Origin of the sequence: Gudongella oleilytica (assembly GCF_004101785.1) — a bacterium.
Taxonomy (GTDB): Bacteria; Bacillota; Clostridia; order Tissierellales; family Tissierellaceae; genus Gudongella; species Gudongella oleilytica.
In genome coordinates this window covers 841,024-859,511 of sequence record NZ_CP035130.1, presented here as the reverse complement: position 1 = coordinate 859,511, position 18,488 = coordinate 841,024, and the positions used below count along the sequence as shown (strand labels likewise).

The window sequence follows — 18,488 nt, the reverse complement described above, 5'->3', positions numbered from 1 at the left end:
TTATACCAAAATTTTTCTTAAAAAATCCTGAGTTCTAGGGTTCTTTGGATCATTAAAAAGCTCCTTGGGCGTCCCCTGTTCAAGCATGACACCTTCGTCCATGAATATCACCCTGTCGCCAACCTCTTTGGCAAAGCCCATCTCATGAGTGACTACTACCATTGTCATTCCCTCGCGTGCAAGCTCCTTCATTACCTCCAGTACTTCGCCGACCATTTCGGGATCCAGCGCGGATGTAGGTTCATCGAAAAGCATGACCTCAGGATTCATTGCCAAGGCTCTAATAATCGCAATACGTTGTTTTTGACCTCCTGAAAGCTGGTTTGGGTAGGAATCTGCCTTTTCCTCAAGCCCAATTCTTTTTAGGAGCCTCCATCCGATCCCCTCGGCATCGGCTTTGGACATCCTTTTCACCTGGATCGGAGCAAGGGTGATATTCTCCATAACTGTCTTGTGCGGGAACAAATTGAATTGCTGGAATACCATACCCATCTTTTCACGCTGTTTGTTTATGTCATTGCTTTTATCAGTTATATTGACTCCATCAAGTAGTATCTCTCCGCTCGTTGGCTCCTCAAGCAGGTTCAGGCATCTAAGGAAGGTGCTCTTGCCTGAACCGCTGGGGCCTATTATGACGACTACTTCGCCGTCGTTAATAATTTCACTTATGTCCTTAAGGACATGAAGGCTGCCAAACTTTTTATTTAGGTTAATTGTTTGTATCACCGGCACGCAGCCTCCTTTCGAAAATTCCCAATAGCTTTGACAGCGAGAATGTTATAACGAAATAAATCAAAGCCGCATATACCAAAGGTATGAATGGCTTATAGGTTATACCCCTCAATGTATCAGCATTGTACATGATATCATGGATCCCCACAACCGATATGATCGCCGATTCCTTAATCAGAACTATGAACTCGTTACCAAGTGCAGGGAGAATGTTCTTAAAAGCTTGGGGAATTATTATGTGCCTCATCGCCATCCCATATGGCATTCCTAAAGATCTGGCTGCCTCCATTTGTCCCTTATCTATTGATTGGATCCCGGCACGGATTATCTCAGCCACATAGGCCGCGCTGTTCAATAGCACTGCTATGGTACCTAATGTCAATCTGCTAAGCTCAAATGGTAAAAACATTGGAAATCCGTAGTAGACTATATATAGCTGTACTAAAAGGGGAGTACCTCTTACTAGCTCGATGTATGAGGTGGAAACTCCTTTTAGTATTTTGTTGTTAGACAGCTTCATCAGGCTTAAAAGAACCCCAACTATAGTTCCGAATATGACTCCAAAGAAGCTTACTCCCAAGGTAACCGTGGTTCCCCTTATAAAATACTTGTAATATTTCATTATAAACTCTATATCAAAGATATCCAAACAAAGGCCTCCTTTTATACATAAAAAGGCAAAAGAGAAGAACTTCTCTTTTGCCGGGGAATATCTTATTCTTCTGCCAGCTCAGTAGCATCTGCTATGAACTGCTCAATTTTACCTTCGTCTATCAGCTTTTGCAGTACTTTGTCTATCTCTGCCAGGAAATCTTCATTCCCCTTATTGACAGCCACTGCAACACCATCTTCCTGGCCTAACACTTGCTCTGCGAGGAAAAGGTCGCTATTTTGCTTAACATAGGCTTTAGCTACCGGCTCAACCAGAATTACTCCATCAACCTTACTATTCTTCAATTCAAGTATAAGATCAGTGATCTTACTAAGCCCAATATACTCAGCTGAAGTGAACTGCTCCATAGCAATTTTTTCCTGAATGGTTGATTTCTGTGCACCTATTTTCTTGCCTGCAAAATCCTCCGGAGTTTTAAGAGTATCGGCATCTGCTGCCTTAACTACGAATCTTTGCTGGGCTTGGTAATAAGGTATTGAAAAATCAACAGATTCCTTACGTTCTTCAGTAGCTACCATACCTGCTATGATGAAATCAATGTCATCAGTAACAAGTGCAGGTAAGAGCCCCTCAAACTTCATATCCACGATTTCCAGTTCCACTCCGATCTCCTCTGCTATAGCTTTTGCTATCTCGATGTCGAAGCCCACAATATGATCCTGACCGTTTATTTCCTTATGGAACTCATAAGGCGGGTAATCTGCTGCAGTCCCAAGTACAATCTTGCCGGAAGCCTTTATTTCTTCAAGCTTGGATTTTTCAGCTGGAGTGTTGCCGCCACTTCCACCGCTGCAACCTGTCAGTGCCAGTACCATCATTGCCAATGCCATTACTAATGCTTTTTTATTATTCATTTTTATTCCTCCTATTATTTAAGTTTCCTGGCTATAATAGTGAGGAACTCCTGTGACCTTTGGAAGTCTTGTCCACAGCTACTGAACCAAACTTCCGTTGGCTCTTGATCAGATATTTTTCTATCAAGATTAAGACCTCCTTCAGTAAAATTTAATATGTTAATCATTATATTCCTGGAGTTTAACAATTGCAATACTTTTTTTGATTTTTATTCGATAATTAAGTGAAGCGGTGAAGGGATGATCAATTTTCTCAGCTTACCAATATCTGTTTGCCCGGGATCAAGCCACTTATCTTCGTCTTCCGGTGATAGAATTACAGGCATCCGGTCATGTATCAGTGCCATTTGCGTGTTGGCATCGGTAGTGAGAATAGTATAAGCCCTGAATCTATTTCCTTCCTTGCTAATAAAGTCTTCGTACAGTCCTGCCATAGAAAAAATGGTTACATCCTCTACACTAATCTTCCTTTTTATTTTTTTGTTATCCTTTTCTTCCCATTCAAAAAAGGCGGTCGCAGGTACCAGACACCTACCTTTTAGGAATGATTTCCTGAAGGTTGGTTTTTCGTGAACTGTCTCTCCACGGGCATTTATCAAAGGCCTTTTCGCATAATGAGGCATAAACCCCCACTTGGCCAATTCAATATTCCGCCCGTCACTTTCTGTAATAATGGGTTGGAAGTCAGTTGGAAATATCTCACTCTTGGTTGTGATTTCCTTTTCAGCTATTATGGCCTTGTACCGCTCGATCAAAAGATCGATATCCGCATCCAAGGCGTACCTTCCACACACTTCTGCTTCACCTATCCTTTCTTAAGTGCCTCCTTCAGGAACTTGCCTGTATAGGACTCCTCGAAGGCAGCTACCTCCTCAGGCGTACCGGTTATGACTACTTGTCCTCCCCTGTCTCCACCCTCTGGCCCAAGGTCGATAACGTAATCCGCAGTCTTTATAACGTCAAGATTATGTTCAATGACGATCACAGTATTATCACCTTCCACCAACTGATTAAGGACTGTTATAAGTTTATGGATATCGGCTGTGTGAAGTCCTGTTGTTGGCTCGTCAAGGATATATACAGTCCTTCCTGTCGCCTTTTTTGAGAGCTCGGTTGCCAGTTTAACTCTCTGAGCCTCTCCTCCCGACAGCTCAGTTGATGGCTGACCGATTTTGATATATCCAAGTCCCACGTCATAAAGGGTTTGGAGTTTACGTTTTAATCTTGGAAGGTTTTGGAAAAATTCAAGTCCTTCCTCGACTGTCATTTCCAGAACGTCGGATATAGTCTTTCCCTTATATTTTACCTGCAGAGTCTCCCTATTATACCGTTTGCCCTTACAAACCTCGCAAGGTACATATACATCCGGAAGAAAATGCATCTCGACCTTTAGTATCCCATCTCCCTTGCATGCCTCGCATCTTCCGCCCTTGACGTTAAAGCTGAATCGGCCTTTATTGTACCCTCTTATTTTAGCTTCATTGGTCATGGAAAATACATCCCTGATAAGATCGAATAAGCCAGTATAGGTTGCAGGATTTGATCTGGGAGTTCTTCCTATTGGATTTTGGTCGATCTCAATGACCTTATCAAGATACTCAAGTCCTGATATCCTGTCGTGAACTCCCGGCCTGACCCGGGCTCCATTAAGGCTATGTGCAAGTGATTTATAGAGTATCTGATTAATAAGGGAACTTTTGCCGGAGCCTGATACTCCAGTGACACAAGTCATGACGCCAATAGGTATTTTAACGTCTATGTTCTTAAGATTATTCTCTGACGCACCTTTTACCTCGATCCATTTCCCATTAACCGGCTTTCTTGTTTTCGGTACCGGGATTTTAAGTTTCCCCGAAAGATAACTTCCAGTTATGGAGTTTGGATTATTCTTGATATCCTCAACTGTACCCTGAGCAACTATATATCCACCGTGGATACCTGCTCCAGGCCCTATATCCACGATCTGGTCCGCTGCATACATAGTATCCTCGTCGTGTTCCACTACTATAAGAGTATTGCCGATATCGGTGAGGTTCCGCAAGGTTTTAAGAAGCATGGAATTGTCTCTCTGATGCAAACCTATGCTGGGCTCATCCAGTACGTAAATAACTCCCACCAGACTTGAGCCTATTTGAGTGGCTAATCTTATTCTCTGGCTTTCACCCCCCGACAGCGATCCTGCTGCTCTCGCAAGGGTCAGGTAATCAAGGCCAACATCCATAAGGAATTGAAGCCTTTCCTTTATTTCCTTCAGGACCTGTTCTGCTATGTGCTTTTCCTTGTCGGAGAGCTTCAGACCGCTGAAAAACCCGATTGACTTTGAAACTGGAAGCTCGGTGGATTCAGTTATGTTAAGTCCATTGATCCTGATTGCCAATACCTCATCCTTAAGCCTTTTCCCTTTGCATGCAGGACAAGGATTTTCAGCCATATACTCCTCTATCTTGTTTCGCATGTAGTCGGAATGAGTTTCCAGGTATCTTCTCTGAAGATTATTTATAACGCCTTCAAATGTACCGGTATATTCCCGTCTTCCCTCATCATCAAAATGACTGAGGAAGGTGAACTTTATGTTCCTTTTGGTGCCATAAAGAAGCTCATCTATGAATTTTGGAGGCGCTTCTGAAAGTGGCTTGTCCATATCATATCCATTATCCTCAGCAAGGGTTTTAAATATCTGATAATAATAGGTATCCTCCGCGGAGTTGCTGAATGGTGCTACTCCTCCCTCATTGACGCTTAGATTCAGGTTAGGCAGTACCAGTTCCTTGTCGATCTCCTTGTGAAAACCCAATCCATTACAAGTAGGACACATTCCAAAGGGACTGTTGAAGGAAAACATTCTTGGCGATATTTCCTCTATTGAGACCCCGCAGTCAGGGCATGAGAGCTTTTGGCTGAAGGTCAATCTCTCTCCCTCTATAACGTCAACCATTACCAGGCCATCACCCAGACCCAGTGCAGTTTCCAGGGAGTCAGAAAGCCTGCCCACTATTCCTTCCCTTACTATCAGTCTGTCGACTACAACCTCGATATTATGTTTTTTGTTTTTATCCAGCTTAATATCTGAATCTATCTCCATAAGCTCTCCGTCGATGAAAAGCCTCATGAATCCGTCTTTTCTTATCTGTTCCAGGAGCTTTACGTGTTCTCCCTTCTTACCTCTGATGACTGGTGCAAGCACCTGTATCCTTGTCCTCTCAGGCAATGACATAACCTTGTCAACCATCTGATCCACGGTCTGGCTTGTGATCTCCTTTCCGCAAATATGGCAATAAGGTATCCCGATCCTTGCATAAAGAAGACGCAGAAAATCGTAAATCTCTGTAACAGTGCCAACTGTCGACCTTGGATTTCTGGATGTCGTCTTCTGGTCGATGGAGATGGATGGTGACAGACCTTCAATATATTCTACATCTGGCTTATCCATTTGTCCAAGGAACTGTCTTGCATAGCTCGACAGAGACTCCACGTATCTTCTCTGCCCCTCAGCATATATCGTATCGAATGCAAGGGATGACTTCCCTGATCCGCTAAGTCCGGTAAACACTATGAACTTTTCTCTTGGGAGCTCAAGGCTGATATTCTTTAGATTATGAACCTTCGCTCCCCTTATTACTATTTTATCCTTTGTCATTTTACCTCAGTCACCTCAGTCTCTGATGCTCTTTCTGAGCTCTATTATCTTATCTCTTATATCTGCAGCTTTTTCGAACTCAAGTGCTTCCGCAGCCTTTAGCATGGCTGCTTCCAAGCCTGATATTATAGCTTCTATCTCTTCCCTGCCCAACTTGCCTTCATATGCAGGCTGATCCTCTGCAACCAAGGTTGCTTCGATGATTTTTCTAACTCCCTTTACAATTGATCTGGGAGTTATATTGTTCTTTATATTATACTCGTGCTGTAGCTGTCGTCTTCGGTTGGTCTCAGATATAGCTCTTTCCATGGAGCCTGTTATTTTATCCCCATACATGATAACTCTGCCCTGAATGTTTCTGGCTGCTCTTCCGATGGTTTGAATAAGAGATGTCTCACTTCTAAGAAACCCCTCCTTATCGGCATCGAGGATGGCTATTAGGGATACTTCTGGCAGGTCCAACCCCTCCCTTAAAAGATTTATACCTACAAGGACATCATGCTTTCCAAGCCTCAGATCTCTAATGATCTCCATTCTCTCAATGGTGTCGATATCTGAATGAAGGTAGGTGACCTTCACACCAACCTCCTTCAAATAATCTGTCAGATCCTCAGCCATCCGCTTGGTCAGCGTAGTAACGAGAACCCTTTCTTCTCTGGTCACAACCGTTCTGATCTCATTTAGCAGATCGTCTATCTGATGAGCTGTCGGCCTTACCTCAACTACAGGATCCAGAAGACCGGTTGGACGTATTATCTGTTCGACCATATTTTGAGCTCTTTCAAGCTCGTAAGGACCAGGAGTAGCTGACACATATACTATTTGTTTTACCAGCTTTTCAAACTCGTCAAATTTTAGTGGCCTGTTGTCAAGAGCTGATGGAAGTCTGAAACCATACTCCACAAGAGTTGTTTTTCTTGACCTGTCTCCTTCGTACATTCCCCTTATCTGAGGTATGGTGACGTGAGACTCGTCTATTATAACCAGAAAATCCTCCGGAAAATAGTCTATGAGTGTATAAGGTCTGCTTCCTGCCTGACGGTCGCTGAGGTGTCTTGAATAGTTTTCGATCCCTGAGCAAAATCCCATCTCTCGTAGCATCTCCAGATCATACCTGGTTCTCTGCTCCAGTCTTTGCGCTTCAACAAGCTTGTCTCTGTCTCTAAGATCTCTTAATCTATCTTCCAGCTCTTTTTCAATGGAAATCAAGGCTCTTTGAACCTTCTCATCCGTTGTGGCAAAGTGGGAAGCTGGAAATATTGAGACATGAGTCCTGTAGCCAAGGACTTCGCCTGTAAGATAGTTCACCTCGGATATCCTTTCGATCTCATCACCGAAGAACTCCACCCTGATCGTATTTTCTGCTGAGGATGCAGGAAAAATCTCCAAGGTATCTCCTCTTACCCTGAAGGTGCCCCTTACAAAGTTTATGTCGTTTCTCATATACTGAATATCTACAAGCCGCCTCATGACATCGTCTCTATCCCGCTGCATGCCGGGTCTAAGTGAAACCACCAGGTTTTCATAATCGATCGGATCTCCCAAACCGTAGATACAGGATACTGAGGCAACAATAATAACATCCCGTCTTTCAAACAACGCCATGGTGGCTGAGTGCCTGAGCTTGTCTATCTGATCATTGATGGATGAATCTTTTTCAATGTATGTGTCTGTCTGGGGAACATAGGCTTCAGGCTGATAGTAGTCATAATAGCTTACGAAATATTCAACTGAACTATTTGGAAAGTACTCTCTGAATTCACTTGCCAGCTGGTATGCCAGGGTTTTGTTGTGAGCTATCACAAGCGTTGGCCGCTGAACTCGCTCTATTATATTTGCCATTGTAAAGGTCTTTCCTGATCCGGTCACTCCCATAAGCACCTGGTCTCTCAGTCCCTTTTCCAAACCCTCTACCAGAGCATTGACCGCCTCTGGCTGATCCCCGGTCGGTTTGTAAGCCGCTTCTATCTTAAAATGGTTCATATTGTCTCCCTCACTCCTTGAACACATGTTCTATTATTATAGTATACCAATCAATTTCAAAAATCCACAGAAATTATGAACTTGTGGAAACTCCCAGCTTAAGGTAAAATTATTGGAGGAGGCGATAACTGCGATGAAGCGCAATTTATTTGCAATACTTATTTTGGCTTTAGCCATCCTCGTTACCGGCTGCTCCAGTACTTATAATGCTGTTAATCAATCGCCTGAGGATCAGGAACCACTATCCCTCGATTATAAGATAGAACAGGTCGTTCTCACAAAGGGATATCAAAATACTGAACCAAAGGTCGAGCTTATTCAAAAAAACAACGAAACCAGGCTGGTTGTATACCCTGGCCTATTAAAGAGTGCAGGTGTCCAGGTTGAGGAAATAACCATGGATGGAGGAAAAATATCTATTTCATTGGTTAACCAGGATAATCCTAATTCTGAATTGGTTATACCCCAAATCACTGTCCACCTCACAGATGTCGATATGTCAAGAGCCGCTGGTGCTGCTTTCTCCATAGTGAACAAGAACTACACGCCTATCAGGGTAAATTATGGAATAGTAGACGTGCTCAACAAGCTAAAAGCCGACATGAAAATCAGCAGCTCAACCAGCCCGCAGGTCAGACTTGTTGAGGATGGGGAAAAGCTGCTCTGGGAAGTCGTATATGAGAATATTTTTGATAGAGACAGTAAAGAGGTGCCGTTAATAAATCTTAAGGCAGTGGTGGATTCAGGATCAGGTCAGCTGGTTATGTCAAGTAAAAGCCTTATCTCATCGCTTGTGGCTGAAGGTAAGGTACTCAGCTTCGATCAGGATCATGGCATGATTTATACAAATGACCTTACTGGTAACAGCGGCAGTTTCACCAGCAGTCTATGGCTATATGATACCACCTGGGGAGAAAAGTATTTCCTATACGGTACTAATAACCGGATCGAGTCGGCGGAATTCAGCCATAATGGAGAGAATATAGCTTTTATTGAAAACGATGGAACTCACTCAATGCTTTATATAATACAGCTTGAGAATATGAAGGTAATAAAGGTTTCCTTACCGGGAGATTTTACTCCTAATAAGGCAGTTTGGGGAGATGGCGATCTGCTCTTTATATCAGAGACACCTGTTTTCGGTAGAACAAGAATCATGAAGTATGACATATTAAATAATAATCTCGATGCATCATATACCTTTGAGCTGCCAATCATAAATCTAACCATTAGCAAAGACACTTTCGCAGTTGCTGAGAGAGATGGCGAAAACACCAACAGAAGACTTCATATCTCCTATGGAGGCGGACCCTTCCAATTGATTGGAATGGGGTGGAATTTGATATCCCTTGATAAAGACAGGATAGGATATCTGGAGCAAGACCAAAAAGTCAACTCCAACGCATTGGTCGTATACGACGCCAAGCAAGGTAAAGAGTCTTATCGTATCCAGCGAAACTTTTCCGCTATCAGCTATGTTGGTGACGATAAGCTGTTGTTAGTCGAGAGGGTCAATGGAGGAAATGACTTCAGCCTTTCAATTTTTGATGTCAAAGATGGTTCTGAGGTTACCTTGGGAAGATCCCAAAGTGAAAAGGTATATTTAAATATGGATTCGGGAGTCCTCCTGGTTGACCTGCTTATTCCCTTCAAATCCGAAATGTCTGAGATCATCTATGCCATTAAGCTGGAAAACCTAAAATGAAAAAGCACCCGCTTGGGTGCTTTTATTCTTGTATGATTTTCTTCAATTCTTCAATAGCCCTTTGGAGCTGATTGTCCTGTTCAAGGTAATCCATTCCGATCCCCTCTGCTTCTTCGCTCAGTTCCACAATAATATCAGGCTCTATACCGATCCCGTGTATGTTTTTATCGGCAGGTGTGAAGTATTCAGACACTGTAAGCTTTATGCCCGACCCATCTGGCAGATCTCTGAGTCTTTGAACAACACCCTTGCCAAAGGTCGTAGTTCCGATCAATATGCCTCTGCCGTTATCCTGGATAGCTCCTGCAAGTATCTCGGAAGCACTTGCACTTCCTTCATTGACCAGTATTACTAAGGGCAGGTCAGTATGCTTGTCATCTGAATAAATATAGTCCTTCTTACCGTTCTTATCCTTTGTGTAGACAATTGTTGCTTCCCCTAATAGCTCATCAGCTATATCTGTGCTGACGTTCATAAGTCCTCCAGGGTTGTTTCTGACATCAATAATAATGCCTTTTATCCCCTGCATTTTCAACCTGTTAAGATGATTTAGAAAATCACTTGCAGTTGGCACATCGAAAGAGGTCAGCCTGATATATCCGATGTCGCCTTCCAGAAGCTCAGACTTTACACTTACAAGCTTAATGATTTCTCTTGTTACTGTCACATCAAAGGTTTCTGTTTCTCCATTGTTGCTTCTCAGGATCGTTATGGTTACATCCGTGTCAGGTTCGCCCCTCATCCTGCTAACTGCCTCATCCATTGTCTCAGCAAAATAATCAACACCTTCTACCCTGATGATCTTGTCTCCGGTTTTGATACCCGCTCGCTCACCTGGCGTATCCTCAATGGGCGAAACAACTGTTATAAGGTTGTCGTCTCCGGGAGTCACTATAATACCTATGCCTCCGTATTCTCCCTCTGTCTCCATGTTGAATTCTTCATACTCGCTTTTCGACATGTATACTGAATAAGGATCGTCCAAAGCTGCTACCATTCCCCGGATCTGACCCTCTCGCAGCGCTTCATCGTCAACTTCTCTTAGATAAAGCTCATCAATAGCCTTCCTCACTGTAACCAGTTTTTCATTATCCTGCTGAAGCTTTTTTAGTACCTCATAATCAGTCTTTGATACCACTATACTGTTTCCCAGTTGAAGGGTTGTGAAGCTTCCCAACCCAAAAGCAATGGCATTTGTGACTATCAGCAATATCAAAAATACTACTATCATTTTTCTCTTGGTCATTTTTACACCCCGGCTCTAAGCAATTTTCAGTCTCCATGTTATTATAACATTTATTTCATATGCAATCATCAAAAAAGAGGAGATCGCTCTCCTCTTCATAATATTCAAAAACAATTCCAAAGCTCAAATCATATGCTTCCATTCAACCAAGGTAAAGGATCCACGTAGGCTCCATCCTTACGTACCTCAAAGTGAAGGTGCGGTCCAGTAGAGTTTCCTGTGCTTCCAGCCTTAGACACCGTATCTCCTCTTTTTACGCTCTGCCCCTCGGAGACAACTAACGCTGAATTATGTGCATAGAGTGTTACGATCCCACCGCCGTGGTCAAGCATTATGACCTTGCCATAGCCTCCAAGCCAGTCGCTGTAGATCACTGTTCCCGCAGCTGCCGCAGTTATGGCTGTACCTGTCGGTGCAGGGATATCTATACCGGTGTGAAGCTTTTTGACCTTGAATATCGGATGGATCCTATATCCATATGGCGAGCTTATCCTTGAATGCCCGGGCACAGGCCACGCCATTTTGCCTCCTGAATAAGGTCCGGAATTCTTTTGAAGCTTTACTATCTGGGATTCGATCTCCTTGGCAAAGTCATTGAGTTTGTCGTATTCTTTTTCGAATGCCTTGATATCGAGAGCAATATCTGCCATTAGTAGCTCTTTGTCCCTGCTGGCTCTCTCGAGGCTTCTTTTTCTATCCTCGAGCTTAGCCTTGGTCGTCTCCACAGATGCTCTCTGTGCCTCCAGCTCAACCTTCTTCTCCTCAATTATGTCTCTTTGTTCCTTCATATATTTAATAAGTTCTTTGTCGTAATCAGCAATGGAATGTATCATCTCCTGTCTGGAGAGGAAATCCTTGATGTTGTCTGATGACAGCAGGACCTCAAGATACCCTGCATTTCCATTCTTATACATTACTCTCAGTCTTTGATTGAATGTTTCTGTACGTTCCTCGATATTTATCTCTGCTTCCTTAAGGCTTTCCATGGTGTTTTCTATCTCTGAGTTTAGTATCTGAAGCTCATTTTCAACACTTGTCAGCTCAGACGCCGCATTGGATACCCTTAGGTCAAGCTCCTTAATCTGATTATCAAGGTTTTTGGTTTCCTTTTGCATTGCTTCAATTTCTTTTTTTGTCTCTTCGATCTCCTTCTGGATATTCTCCTGTTTCTTCTTCAGCTCCTCTACGGTTTCTCCACTGGCCTGCATGACTGAAGTAAACACCAATGCAAGTGCTATTACGAATGTAAGTAGTCTTTTCCTGTTCACGCACAACCCTCCTAAACGTTCAAATAGCGTTTTAGAGACAGGAGACTACCAAGAGCCCCGATCCCTGAGCCTATCGTGCCAAAAATAATAGCAATATCAGCAAATATCATTTTGGGATCCACCAGATAGAAGGTGAATAAATTGTACAGCTTCTCATTCATGGATTCATAAAGGTATTCATATCCAAAGTAAACCACAGCGATCGACAGCAATGCCCCAAGAAGTCCGAAAAGCACTCCTTCAATGATAAATGGGCCTCTGATGTAGTCGTTTGTTGCTCCTACATACTTCATTATATTTATTTCTCTTCGTCTGGAGATTACGGTTATCTTAATGGTATTGGATATTATAAAAACCGATACGAACACCAATATGCCGATGATAGCGATCCCGCCAACGCGGATGTATCCTGCAAAAACAAGTAGTTTATCTATTACATCTTTATAATATTTTACTTCTTCAACGCCGTCAAGTGTTTTGACTGCATTTACTAAATTTTCAGCTAACTCTATATCATTTACCTTGATAATATATGAATCAGGTAATGGATTTTCTTCCAAACCCTCGAGAAGGTAAGCTTCTTCAGCCCATTCCTCCTTCATGATTTCCAGAGCCTGTTCCTTTGACCTGAACATGATTGAAAGTACTCCAGGGTACTCCATGACCTCGGCCTCGATGGCATCCAGAGCCCCAGAACCCAGGTCATCTTCCAGGAACACCTCTATCTCATCAAATTTTAGCTTGGTATCAAGCACGACGTTATTTATGCTCAGTATTATTATCAAAACAACGCCCAGTATCATAAGGACGGCAGAAATACTGGTCACAGAGGCAAGGCCCATCCCCCGGTTACGCCACATGCTCTGAAATCCCTGCTTTATGATGTTCTTAAATAGTCGGAATTTCAACGCTATAACCACCCTTCTGTTCATCTCTTATGAGTCTACCATCCTCAAGAGCCACTACTCTCTTCTTCATAAGGTTTACGATGTCCCTGGCGTGAGTAGCCATAACCACGGTAGTACCCCTGTTGTTGATATCTGTAAGCACCCTCATTATCTCCCACGCAGTCTCGGGGTCAAGGTTTCCTGTAGGCTCGTCAGCTATAAGGACCGGTGGGTTGTTGATTATCGCCCTTGCAATCGATACCCTCTGCTGCTCTCCGCCTGAAAGCTGATCGGGGAAGCTGTTTGCCTTTTTGCTTAAATCGACCATACTAAGGATCAGAGGCACTCTTCTCCTTATGTCTCTGGGTCTTGCGCCTACGATCTCCATTGCGAATGCAACATTTTCGTATACAGTCTTGTTGGGGAGCAATCTGAAGTCCTGGAATACTACGCCTACCTGCCTTCTTATGTAGGGTATTCTTCGGTTTGGGACCCTTGTAATATCCATGCCGTTCAGATAAAGCCTGCCCCTTGATATTCCCTCTTCCTTTAGAAGGATCTTAATCAGAGTGGATTTGCCTGCTCCGCTGGAGCCTACCAAAAACACAAACTCCCCCTTATTGATCTCAATATTTATATCATAAAGTGCAGTTACACCATTCTTATATTCCTTTGATATATTGACAAACTTGATCAAGTTTTCACCTCAGTTCCCACAAATAGGTACACTTCAATTTTTCCTTTGCATTTCACCAATAATATATTATTATATATGAAAACGGGTCATAAATAAACCACTTGAGGTGATTAATATGAATAAAAAAGAAGTCAGGAGATTTGTACTTAAGGAAAGAGCAAAGCTAAGCCCTGAATTGCATGAGGCATACAGCACCAGGATAATGGAGCTTGTCGCTTCAACGACATACTACAAGAAGGCCAGGACGATCATGTGTTTCGTAAACTTTGGCAGCGAGATGAATACATCATTGATCATAAACAGAGCCCTGAAGGATGGTAAAAGAGTTGCAGTTCCCATAGCAGTCCATGAAACAAAGGAGCTTATACCTTCTGTCATAACCACTATGGATGAACTGGAACCCGGGTATTTTAATATCCTGACACCTAAGGAGGAGTTTACAAGGCCGATAGAGCCTGATGAAATAGACGTTGTTTTAGTGCCGGGTGTTGCATTTGATCACCATGGCTACAGAGTTGGTTATGGCGGCGGATTTTATGACAGATTTCTTCCCAGATTAAGGAGAGATGCGAAAAAAATAGCTATAGGCTTCAGTCTGCAAATCCTCGACCATGTCCCAAGAGAAAGTTTTGATCTGCCTGTTGAGATGATAATATCCGAGAAGGGTCTCTTGCCCTGTGATGAAGGCTTTTATGATTGATTTGAGATAAAAAAATGCAGTCCGGTGTCGGACTGCATTATCTCGTAGTTCTATTATTTCAAAAGCTCTTTCTGAAGTGTTGCCACTCCCTTGCCAAGGATGTCTGTGCCCATTCTGTAAAGGGTCCTCTCTATGGCTGAAATAGCCCCAACCAAATCGTGCATGTCGACGTTTCCCATGTGTCCTATTCTGAACATCTTTCCAGCATAGGCAGCAAGTCCACCTGCAACCTGAGCGCCTTCCTCTGCAAGGATAGTTCTGAATTTCATATCATCTATGCCTTCAGGATAAAGTACATTTGAGAGAGTAACAGCTCTGTGGTCCTTGTCTGCAAGAATCCCAAAGCCCATAGACTCAAGAGCTGACTGCATAGCTCTTCCAACCTTTATGTGTCTGTCATATCTTGCTTCGATCCCCTCTTCCTTAATAAGTCTTACGGATTCCTTAAGAGCCCATATCAAATTGACAGCGGGAGTTGCGTAATATTTTGATGTGTCTTGCATGATAGGCAACCATTTCTCGAAATCTACATAATACTCGGGAATAGTGCCAATTTCTTTTCTTCTGGCAAGTGCCTTTTGGCTTGCCCAAACCATTTCAAGTCCAGGTGCAACTCCAAAAGCCTTTTGGGATCCTGTAAGAAGAACGTCTATGTTCATTTCGTCGATGTATTCCCTTTCACCTGCTGTTGCGCATACTCCATCAACAATGTAAATCGTCTCTGGAAACTTCTTCATCATTTCGCCGATTTCAGCAACTGGAGCACATACTCCTGTTGAGGTATCGACATGAGTTACAGTAACAGCCTGATACTTTTTCTCTGAAAGCTTCTTCTCTATTTCCTCAACTGGGATTATCTTGCCCCATTCAGCCTTAAGTATATCTGCGACTATTCCCTTTCTCTCAGCAAGTTCAACGAATCTGTCGCCAAAGAAGCCATGTGATACGATAAGCAGGTTATCCCCTGACTTCAGCGTGTTGGCGATTGCCATCTCCATTGCCATGGTTCCTGTTCCGGCAACAACGAATACCTCTCCGGAGGACTTCCAAAGCTCCTTAAGGTCTGTCAACAGCTCTTTAAAATCCTTTACAAAACCTGGATCGCCAAAGGCTACTGTCTCTCTTCCCATTTGATCCTGAATGGACCTTACAACAGGTGTTGGACCAGGTATCATTACCAAACGACGGTTTTTCATAATTAAAACCTCCTATTTATTTAATATTGTTAATTCTTATTTTACCATGGTAAAATAACTTATGCAATCGTTTTTTTCAGACCTTTGAAATGCATATTGCTTTCAGACCAATAGACAAATGGAAAAGGGATCTGCTGCCAGATCCCTTGATGTGTTTATTTTAGAAGCTTTCTGGACTCGTTCACGACGTTTTCCGCTGTAAATCCAAATTTCTCGAAAAGCTGCTCACCAGGAGCGGATCCCCCGAAGGTATCCAGTGAAATTATTGCTCCATCTATCCCTGTATACTTATGCCATCCCATTGAGGTCGCTGCCTCAATGGCAACTCTTGCTCTCACATTGTTTGGAAGTACCTCATTCCTGTACTCCTCCGACTGCTGGTCAAACAGCTCCCATGAAGGCATGCTAACGACTCTTGTGCCTATCCCATCTTTCTCCAGCTCATTGGAAGCCCTGACAGCCAGTTCTGTCTCAGAGCCTGTTGCTATCAGTATGAGCCTGAGCTCTCCTGTTTCTCTCTTCAGAACATAACCACCCTTAAGTGCGTCCTTTCCGGTTCCTTCCAGTAAAGGCAGGTTCTGCCTCGTCAGTACCAATCCGACAGGAGTATTCTTTGTCGTCATGGCAAGATACCATCCGGCAGCAGTTTCTCTGGCATCGGCAGGCCTGAATGCGATAAAGTTTGGTTGGGCTCTGAAAACAGCCATTTGCTCGATTGGCTGATGTGTTGGCCCATCCTCTCCCACACCTATGCTGTCGTGTGTAAGGACATAGGTCACAGGAAGCTCCATAAGTGAGGACAGCCTCATTGCAGGCTTCATATAGTCCGTAAATATGAAGAAGGTTCCCCCGTAAGGCTTAACGCCGCCATGCAGTGCGAGGCCGTTCAGGATAGCTCCCATCGCGTGCTCCCTCACGCCAAAGTGGATGTTTGAGCCTGAATAATCTTCTCTCGAGAATGCTGTCCTGTTCTTCATATTGGTTTTATTTGAAGGTGCAAGATCTGCTGAACCGCCAAACAGGCTGGGCAGTCTTTCTGCAAGTCTGTTTATTAATATCCCTGAGGCTTCTCTTGTGGATACTCCCTTTTCAAAGCTCCAGAACTCCTCAGATTCAAGATAACCATCAGATACCTCACCAGATAGCCATATATCGAGTTCTTTGGCTTTTTCGGGATACTTTACTGAATAGCTGTGGAGGAGATCGTTCCAAGCCTTCTCTTTATTCATGCCTCTCTCGATCAGAGCATCCATGTGCTGTCTAACCTCATCTGGTACTTTGAATGACTCCAGCTCCCAACCCAGGTTCTTTCTCAATATGTCAAGGTTATGGGACCCAAGAGGTTCACCATGTGCAGATGCTGAATCCTGTTTTTCAGTTCCATAACCAATATTGGTTCTGACCTCGATCAGTGAGGGCTTCCTGTCCTCAGCTTTTGCGGCAAGGATGGCCTGTTCAACAGCTTCGATATCTGTACCGTCTCCAACATAATGAGTGTCCCAACCAAGTGCCGTATAGCGATCTCTGACCTTCTCGGTAAAGGCCAGATCAGTGCTTCCCTCGATCGAAATGGAGTTTGAGTCATATAAGACAATAAGCTTTCCTAAACCAAGCGTTCCAGCAAGTGAGGAGGCTTCATTGCTGATACCCTCCATCAAATCCCCGTCTCCTGCTATAACATAGGTGTAATGGTCGATTACCTTGATGTCCTCAGTATTGAAGACTGCAGCCATGTGCGCTTCAGCCATAGCCATCCCAACTGCAGTTGAAATCCCTTGTCCAAGAGGCCCTGTCGTCGCCTCGACTCCTTTTGTGTGGCCATATTCCGGATGACCGGGCGTCTTGCTACCAAGCTGCCTGAAGTTCTTAAGGTCCTCTATTTCCAATCCATATCCGAATAAGTGCAGCATAGAATATAAAAGCATCGAGCCATGTCCTGCCGAAAGAATAAACCTGTCGCGATTAAACCATGTCGGATTCTTGCCGTTGTGATCCATCACCCTTGACCATAATGTATAGGCCATTGGCGCTGCTCCCAAGGGCATACCCGGGTGACCTGATTTCGCCTTTTCTACCGCCTCCGCAGACAGCATCCTTATGGTGTCTATACTTCGCTGATCAATATTCATTAAATCGCCCTCCTTTTACTAAAGCCTTTTTATTGAATCTTTTTCGAGCATTACTCTTATTAAAAATAGAGGCAGTACTATCTGCCGCTTTATCCTTGATGGATCAGAAATGAGTCTGTAAAGCCACTCCAATCCCAGTTTTATAAAAATCTCCGGAGCTCTTTTTGCCCTTCCGGCAAGAATATCGATGACTCCTCCGTTGCCTATGGCAACCTTCACACCAAGATTGTCCATATGAGAGTTGATCCATACTTCCTGCCTTGGAAACCCAAAGCCGACGAAGATAATATCAGCCTTAGATTTGTGAATAAGCTCTATTACCCGTTCTTCCTCTTCACCGGGGCTGTTTGTGTGAGTTCCCTTGAAATAACCATGGTGATGACCTGCTATCCTTATTCCTGGATAATCGCGCTGGATATTCATAGCAGCCTCTTCTGCCACTCCCTCTCTGCCGCCTATCAGGAACAGGCTGTAACCATTGTCATTAGCTATTCTTAACAGCTCCATCGAGGTATCATATCCGGTGACTCTTTCTCTTATCTCCACACCTCTCAGTCGAGCTCCATGAAGAAGACCTATTCCATCCGGGATAACATAGGTACCTTTATTTACTTCATCCCTTAGTCTGATGCTTTTCCTTGCTGCCATTACGATCTCAGTGTTTGGAGTAAAGACCTTGACCTTATTGCCCCTTTGTAAATCTTCCTCAAGGGCTTTAGTTATTTCATCGAGCGTAGTATCAAGAATCTCTACGCCCATTATATCGAGCCTTCTCATCCAA

The 18,488-nt window shown here is 43.5% G+C and carries 15 protein-coding genes; 2 read left to right on the top strand and 13 right to left on the bottom strand.

Features of this window, described 5'->3' with window-relative positions:
• The 6 genes from EC328_RS03930 to uvrB all read right to left on the bottom strand — a co-directional run bounded on the left by EC328_RS03930 (position 1) and on the right by uvrB (position 7,879).
• The gene (locus tag EC328_RS03930; protein WP_128425593.1) at positions 1 to 726 is read right to left on the bottom strand and encodes an amino acid ABC transporter ATP-binding protein; all 726 of its coding nucleotides are present in this window, start codon (positions 724 to 726) and stop codon (positions 1 to 3) included.
• Entirely contained in the window at positions 710 to 1,381 is a 672-nt protein-coding gene (locus EC328_RS03925) for an amino acid ABC transporter permease (protein ID WP_240671519.1), read from the bottom strand. The genes EC328_RS03930 and EC328_RS03925 overlap by 17 nt, the downstream gene beginning before the upstream one ends.
• 65 nt (positions 1,382 to 1,446) lie before the next feature.
• On the bottom strand, positions 1,447 to 2,259 hold the full coding sequence (locus EC328_RS03920; RefSeq protein ID WP_206363914.1) for a transporter substrate-binding domain-containing protein: 813 nt from the start codon (positions 2,257 to 2,259) through the stop codon (positions 1,447 to 1,449).
• Positions 2,260 to 2,468: 209 nt separating this feature from the next.
• Positions 2,469 to 3,053, bottom strand: coding sequence for an SOS response-associated peptidase (locus EC328_RS03915; RefSeq protein WP_164906023.1), 585 nt, complete (start codon positions 3,051 to 3,053; stop codon positions 2,469 to 2,471).
• A gap of 11 nt (positions 3,054 to 3,064) precedes the next feature.
• Positions 3,065 to 5,896, bottom strand: coding sequence for an excinuclease ABC subunit UvrA (gene uvrA / locus EC328_RS03910; protein ID WP_128425591.1), 2,832 nt, complete (start codon positions 5,894 to 5,896; stop codon positions 3,065 to 3,067).
• A gap of 15 nt (positions 5,897 to 5,911) precedes the next feature.
• A complete protein-coding gene (gene uvrB, locus EC328_RS03905) occupies positions 5,912 to 7,879 on the bottom strand; it encodes an excinuclease ABC subunit UvrB (protein WP_128425590.1) in 1,968 nt (655 codons plus the stop codon).
• Between the two features lie 133 nt (positions 7,880 to 8,012).
• On the opposite strand from uvrB, the gene EC328_RS03900 reads away from it, so the two are divergent.
• The gene (locus EC328_RS03900; RefSeq protein WP_128425589.1) at positions 8,013 to 9,584 is read left to right on the top strand and encodes a beta-propeller domain-containing protein; all 1,572 of its coding nucleotides are present in this window, start codon (positions 8,013 to 8,015) and stop codon (positions 9,582 to 9,584) included.
• Positions 9,585 to 9,606: 22 nt separating this feature from the next.
• Here EC328_RS03900 and EC328_RS03895 read toward each other — a convergent pair whose 3' ends face one another.
• From EC328_RS03895 to ftsE, 4 genes are all read right to left on the bottom strand, one after another.
• The gene (locus EC328_RS03895) at positions 9,607 to 10,830 is read right to left on the bottom strand and encodes a S41 family peptidase (protein ID WP_128425588.1); all 1,224 of its coding nucleotides are present in this window, start codon (positions 10,828 to 10,830) and stop codon (positions 9,607 to 9,609) included.
• A 128-nt stretch (positions 10,831 to 10,958) separates the two neighbouring features.
• Positions 10,959 to 12,098 (bottom strand): murein hydrolase activator EnvC family protein, encoded by a 1,140-nt coding sequence (locus tag EC328_RS03890; RefSeq protein ID WP_240671518.1) that lies wholly within the window; start codon positions 12,096 to 12,098, stop codon positions 10,959 to 10,961.
• 11 nt (positions 12,099 to 12,109) lie between these two features.
• A complete protein-coding gene (ftsX, locus tag EC328_RS03885; RefSeq protein WP_240671517.1) occupies positions 12,110 to 13,006 on the bottom strand; it encodes a permease-like cell division protein FtsX in 897 nt (298 codons plus the stop codon).
• A complete protein-coding gene (ftsE, locus tag EC328_RS03880) occupies positions 12,987 to 13,682 on the bottom strand; it encodes a cell division ATP-binding protein FtsE (protein WP_128425587.1) in 696 nt (231 codons plus the stop codon). The genes ftsX and ftsE overlap by 20 nt, the downstream gene beginning before the upstream one ends.
• 115 nt (positions 13,683 to 13,797) lie before the next feature.
• Between ftsE and EC328_RS03875 the strand changes: the two genes are divergently transcribed.
• Positions 13,798 to 14,382, top strand: a complete 585-nt coding sequence (locus EC328_RS03875) for a 5-formyltetrahydrofolate cyclo-ligase (protein ID WP_128425586.1) — start codon at positions 13,798 to 13,800, stop codon at positions 14,380 to 14,382.
• Positions 14,383 to 14,435: 53 nt separating this feature from the next.
• On the opposite strand, the gene EC328_RS03870 is transcribed toward EC328_RS03875, so the two are convergent.
• The 3 genes from EC328_RS03870 to EC328_RS03860 all read right to left on the bottom strand — a co-directional run bounded on the left by EC328_RS03870 (position 14,436) and on the right by EC328_RS03860 (position 18,484).
• A complete protein-coding gene (locus tag EC328_RS03870) occupies positions 14,436 to 15,578 on the bottom strand; it encodes a pyridoxal-phosphate-dependent aminotransferase family protein (protein WP_128425585.1) in 1,143 nt (380 codons plus the stop codon).
• Between the two features lie 155 nt (positions 15,579 to 15,733).
• A complete protein-coding gene (tkt, locus tag EC328_RS03865) occupies positions 15,734 to 17,707 on the bottom strand; it encodes a transketolase (RefSeq protein WP_128425584.1) in 1,974 nt (657 codons plus the stop codon).
• An 18-nt stretch (positions 17,708 to 17,725) separates the two neighbouring features.
• Positions 17,726 to 18,484, bottom strand: coding sequence for a WecB/TagA/CpsF family glycosyltransferase (locus EC328_RS03860; protein WP_128425583.1), 759 nt, complete (start codon positions 18,482 to 18,484; stop codon positions 17,726 to 17,728).
• Positions 18,485 to 18,488: the final 4 nt, after the last annotated feature.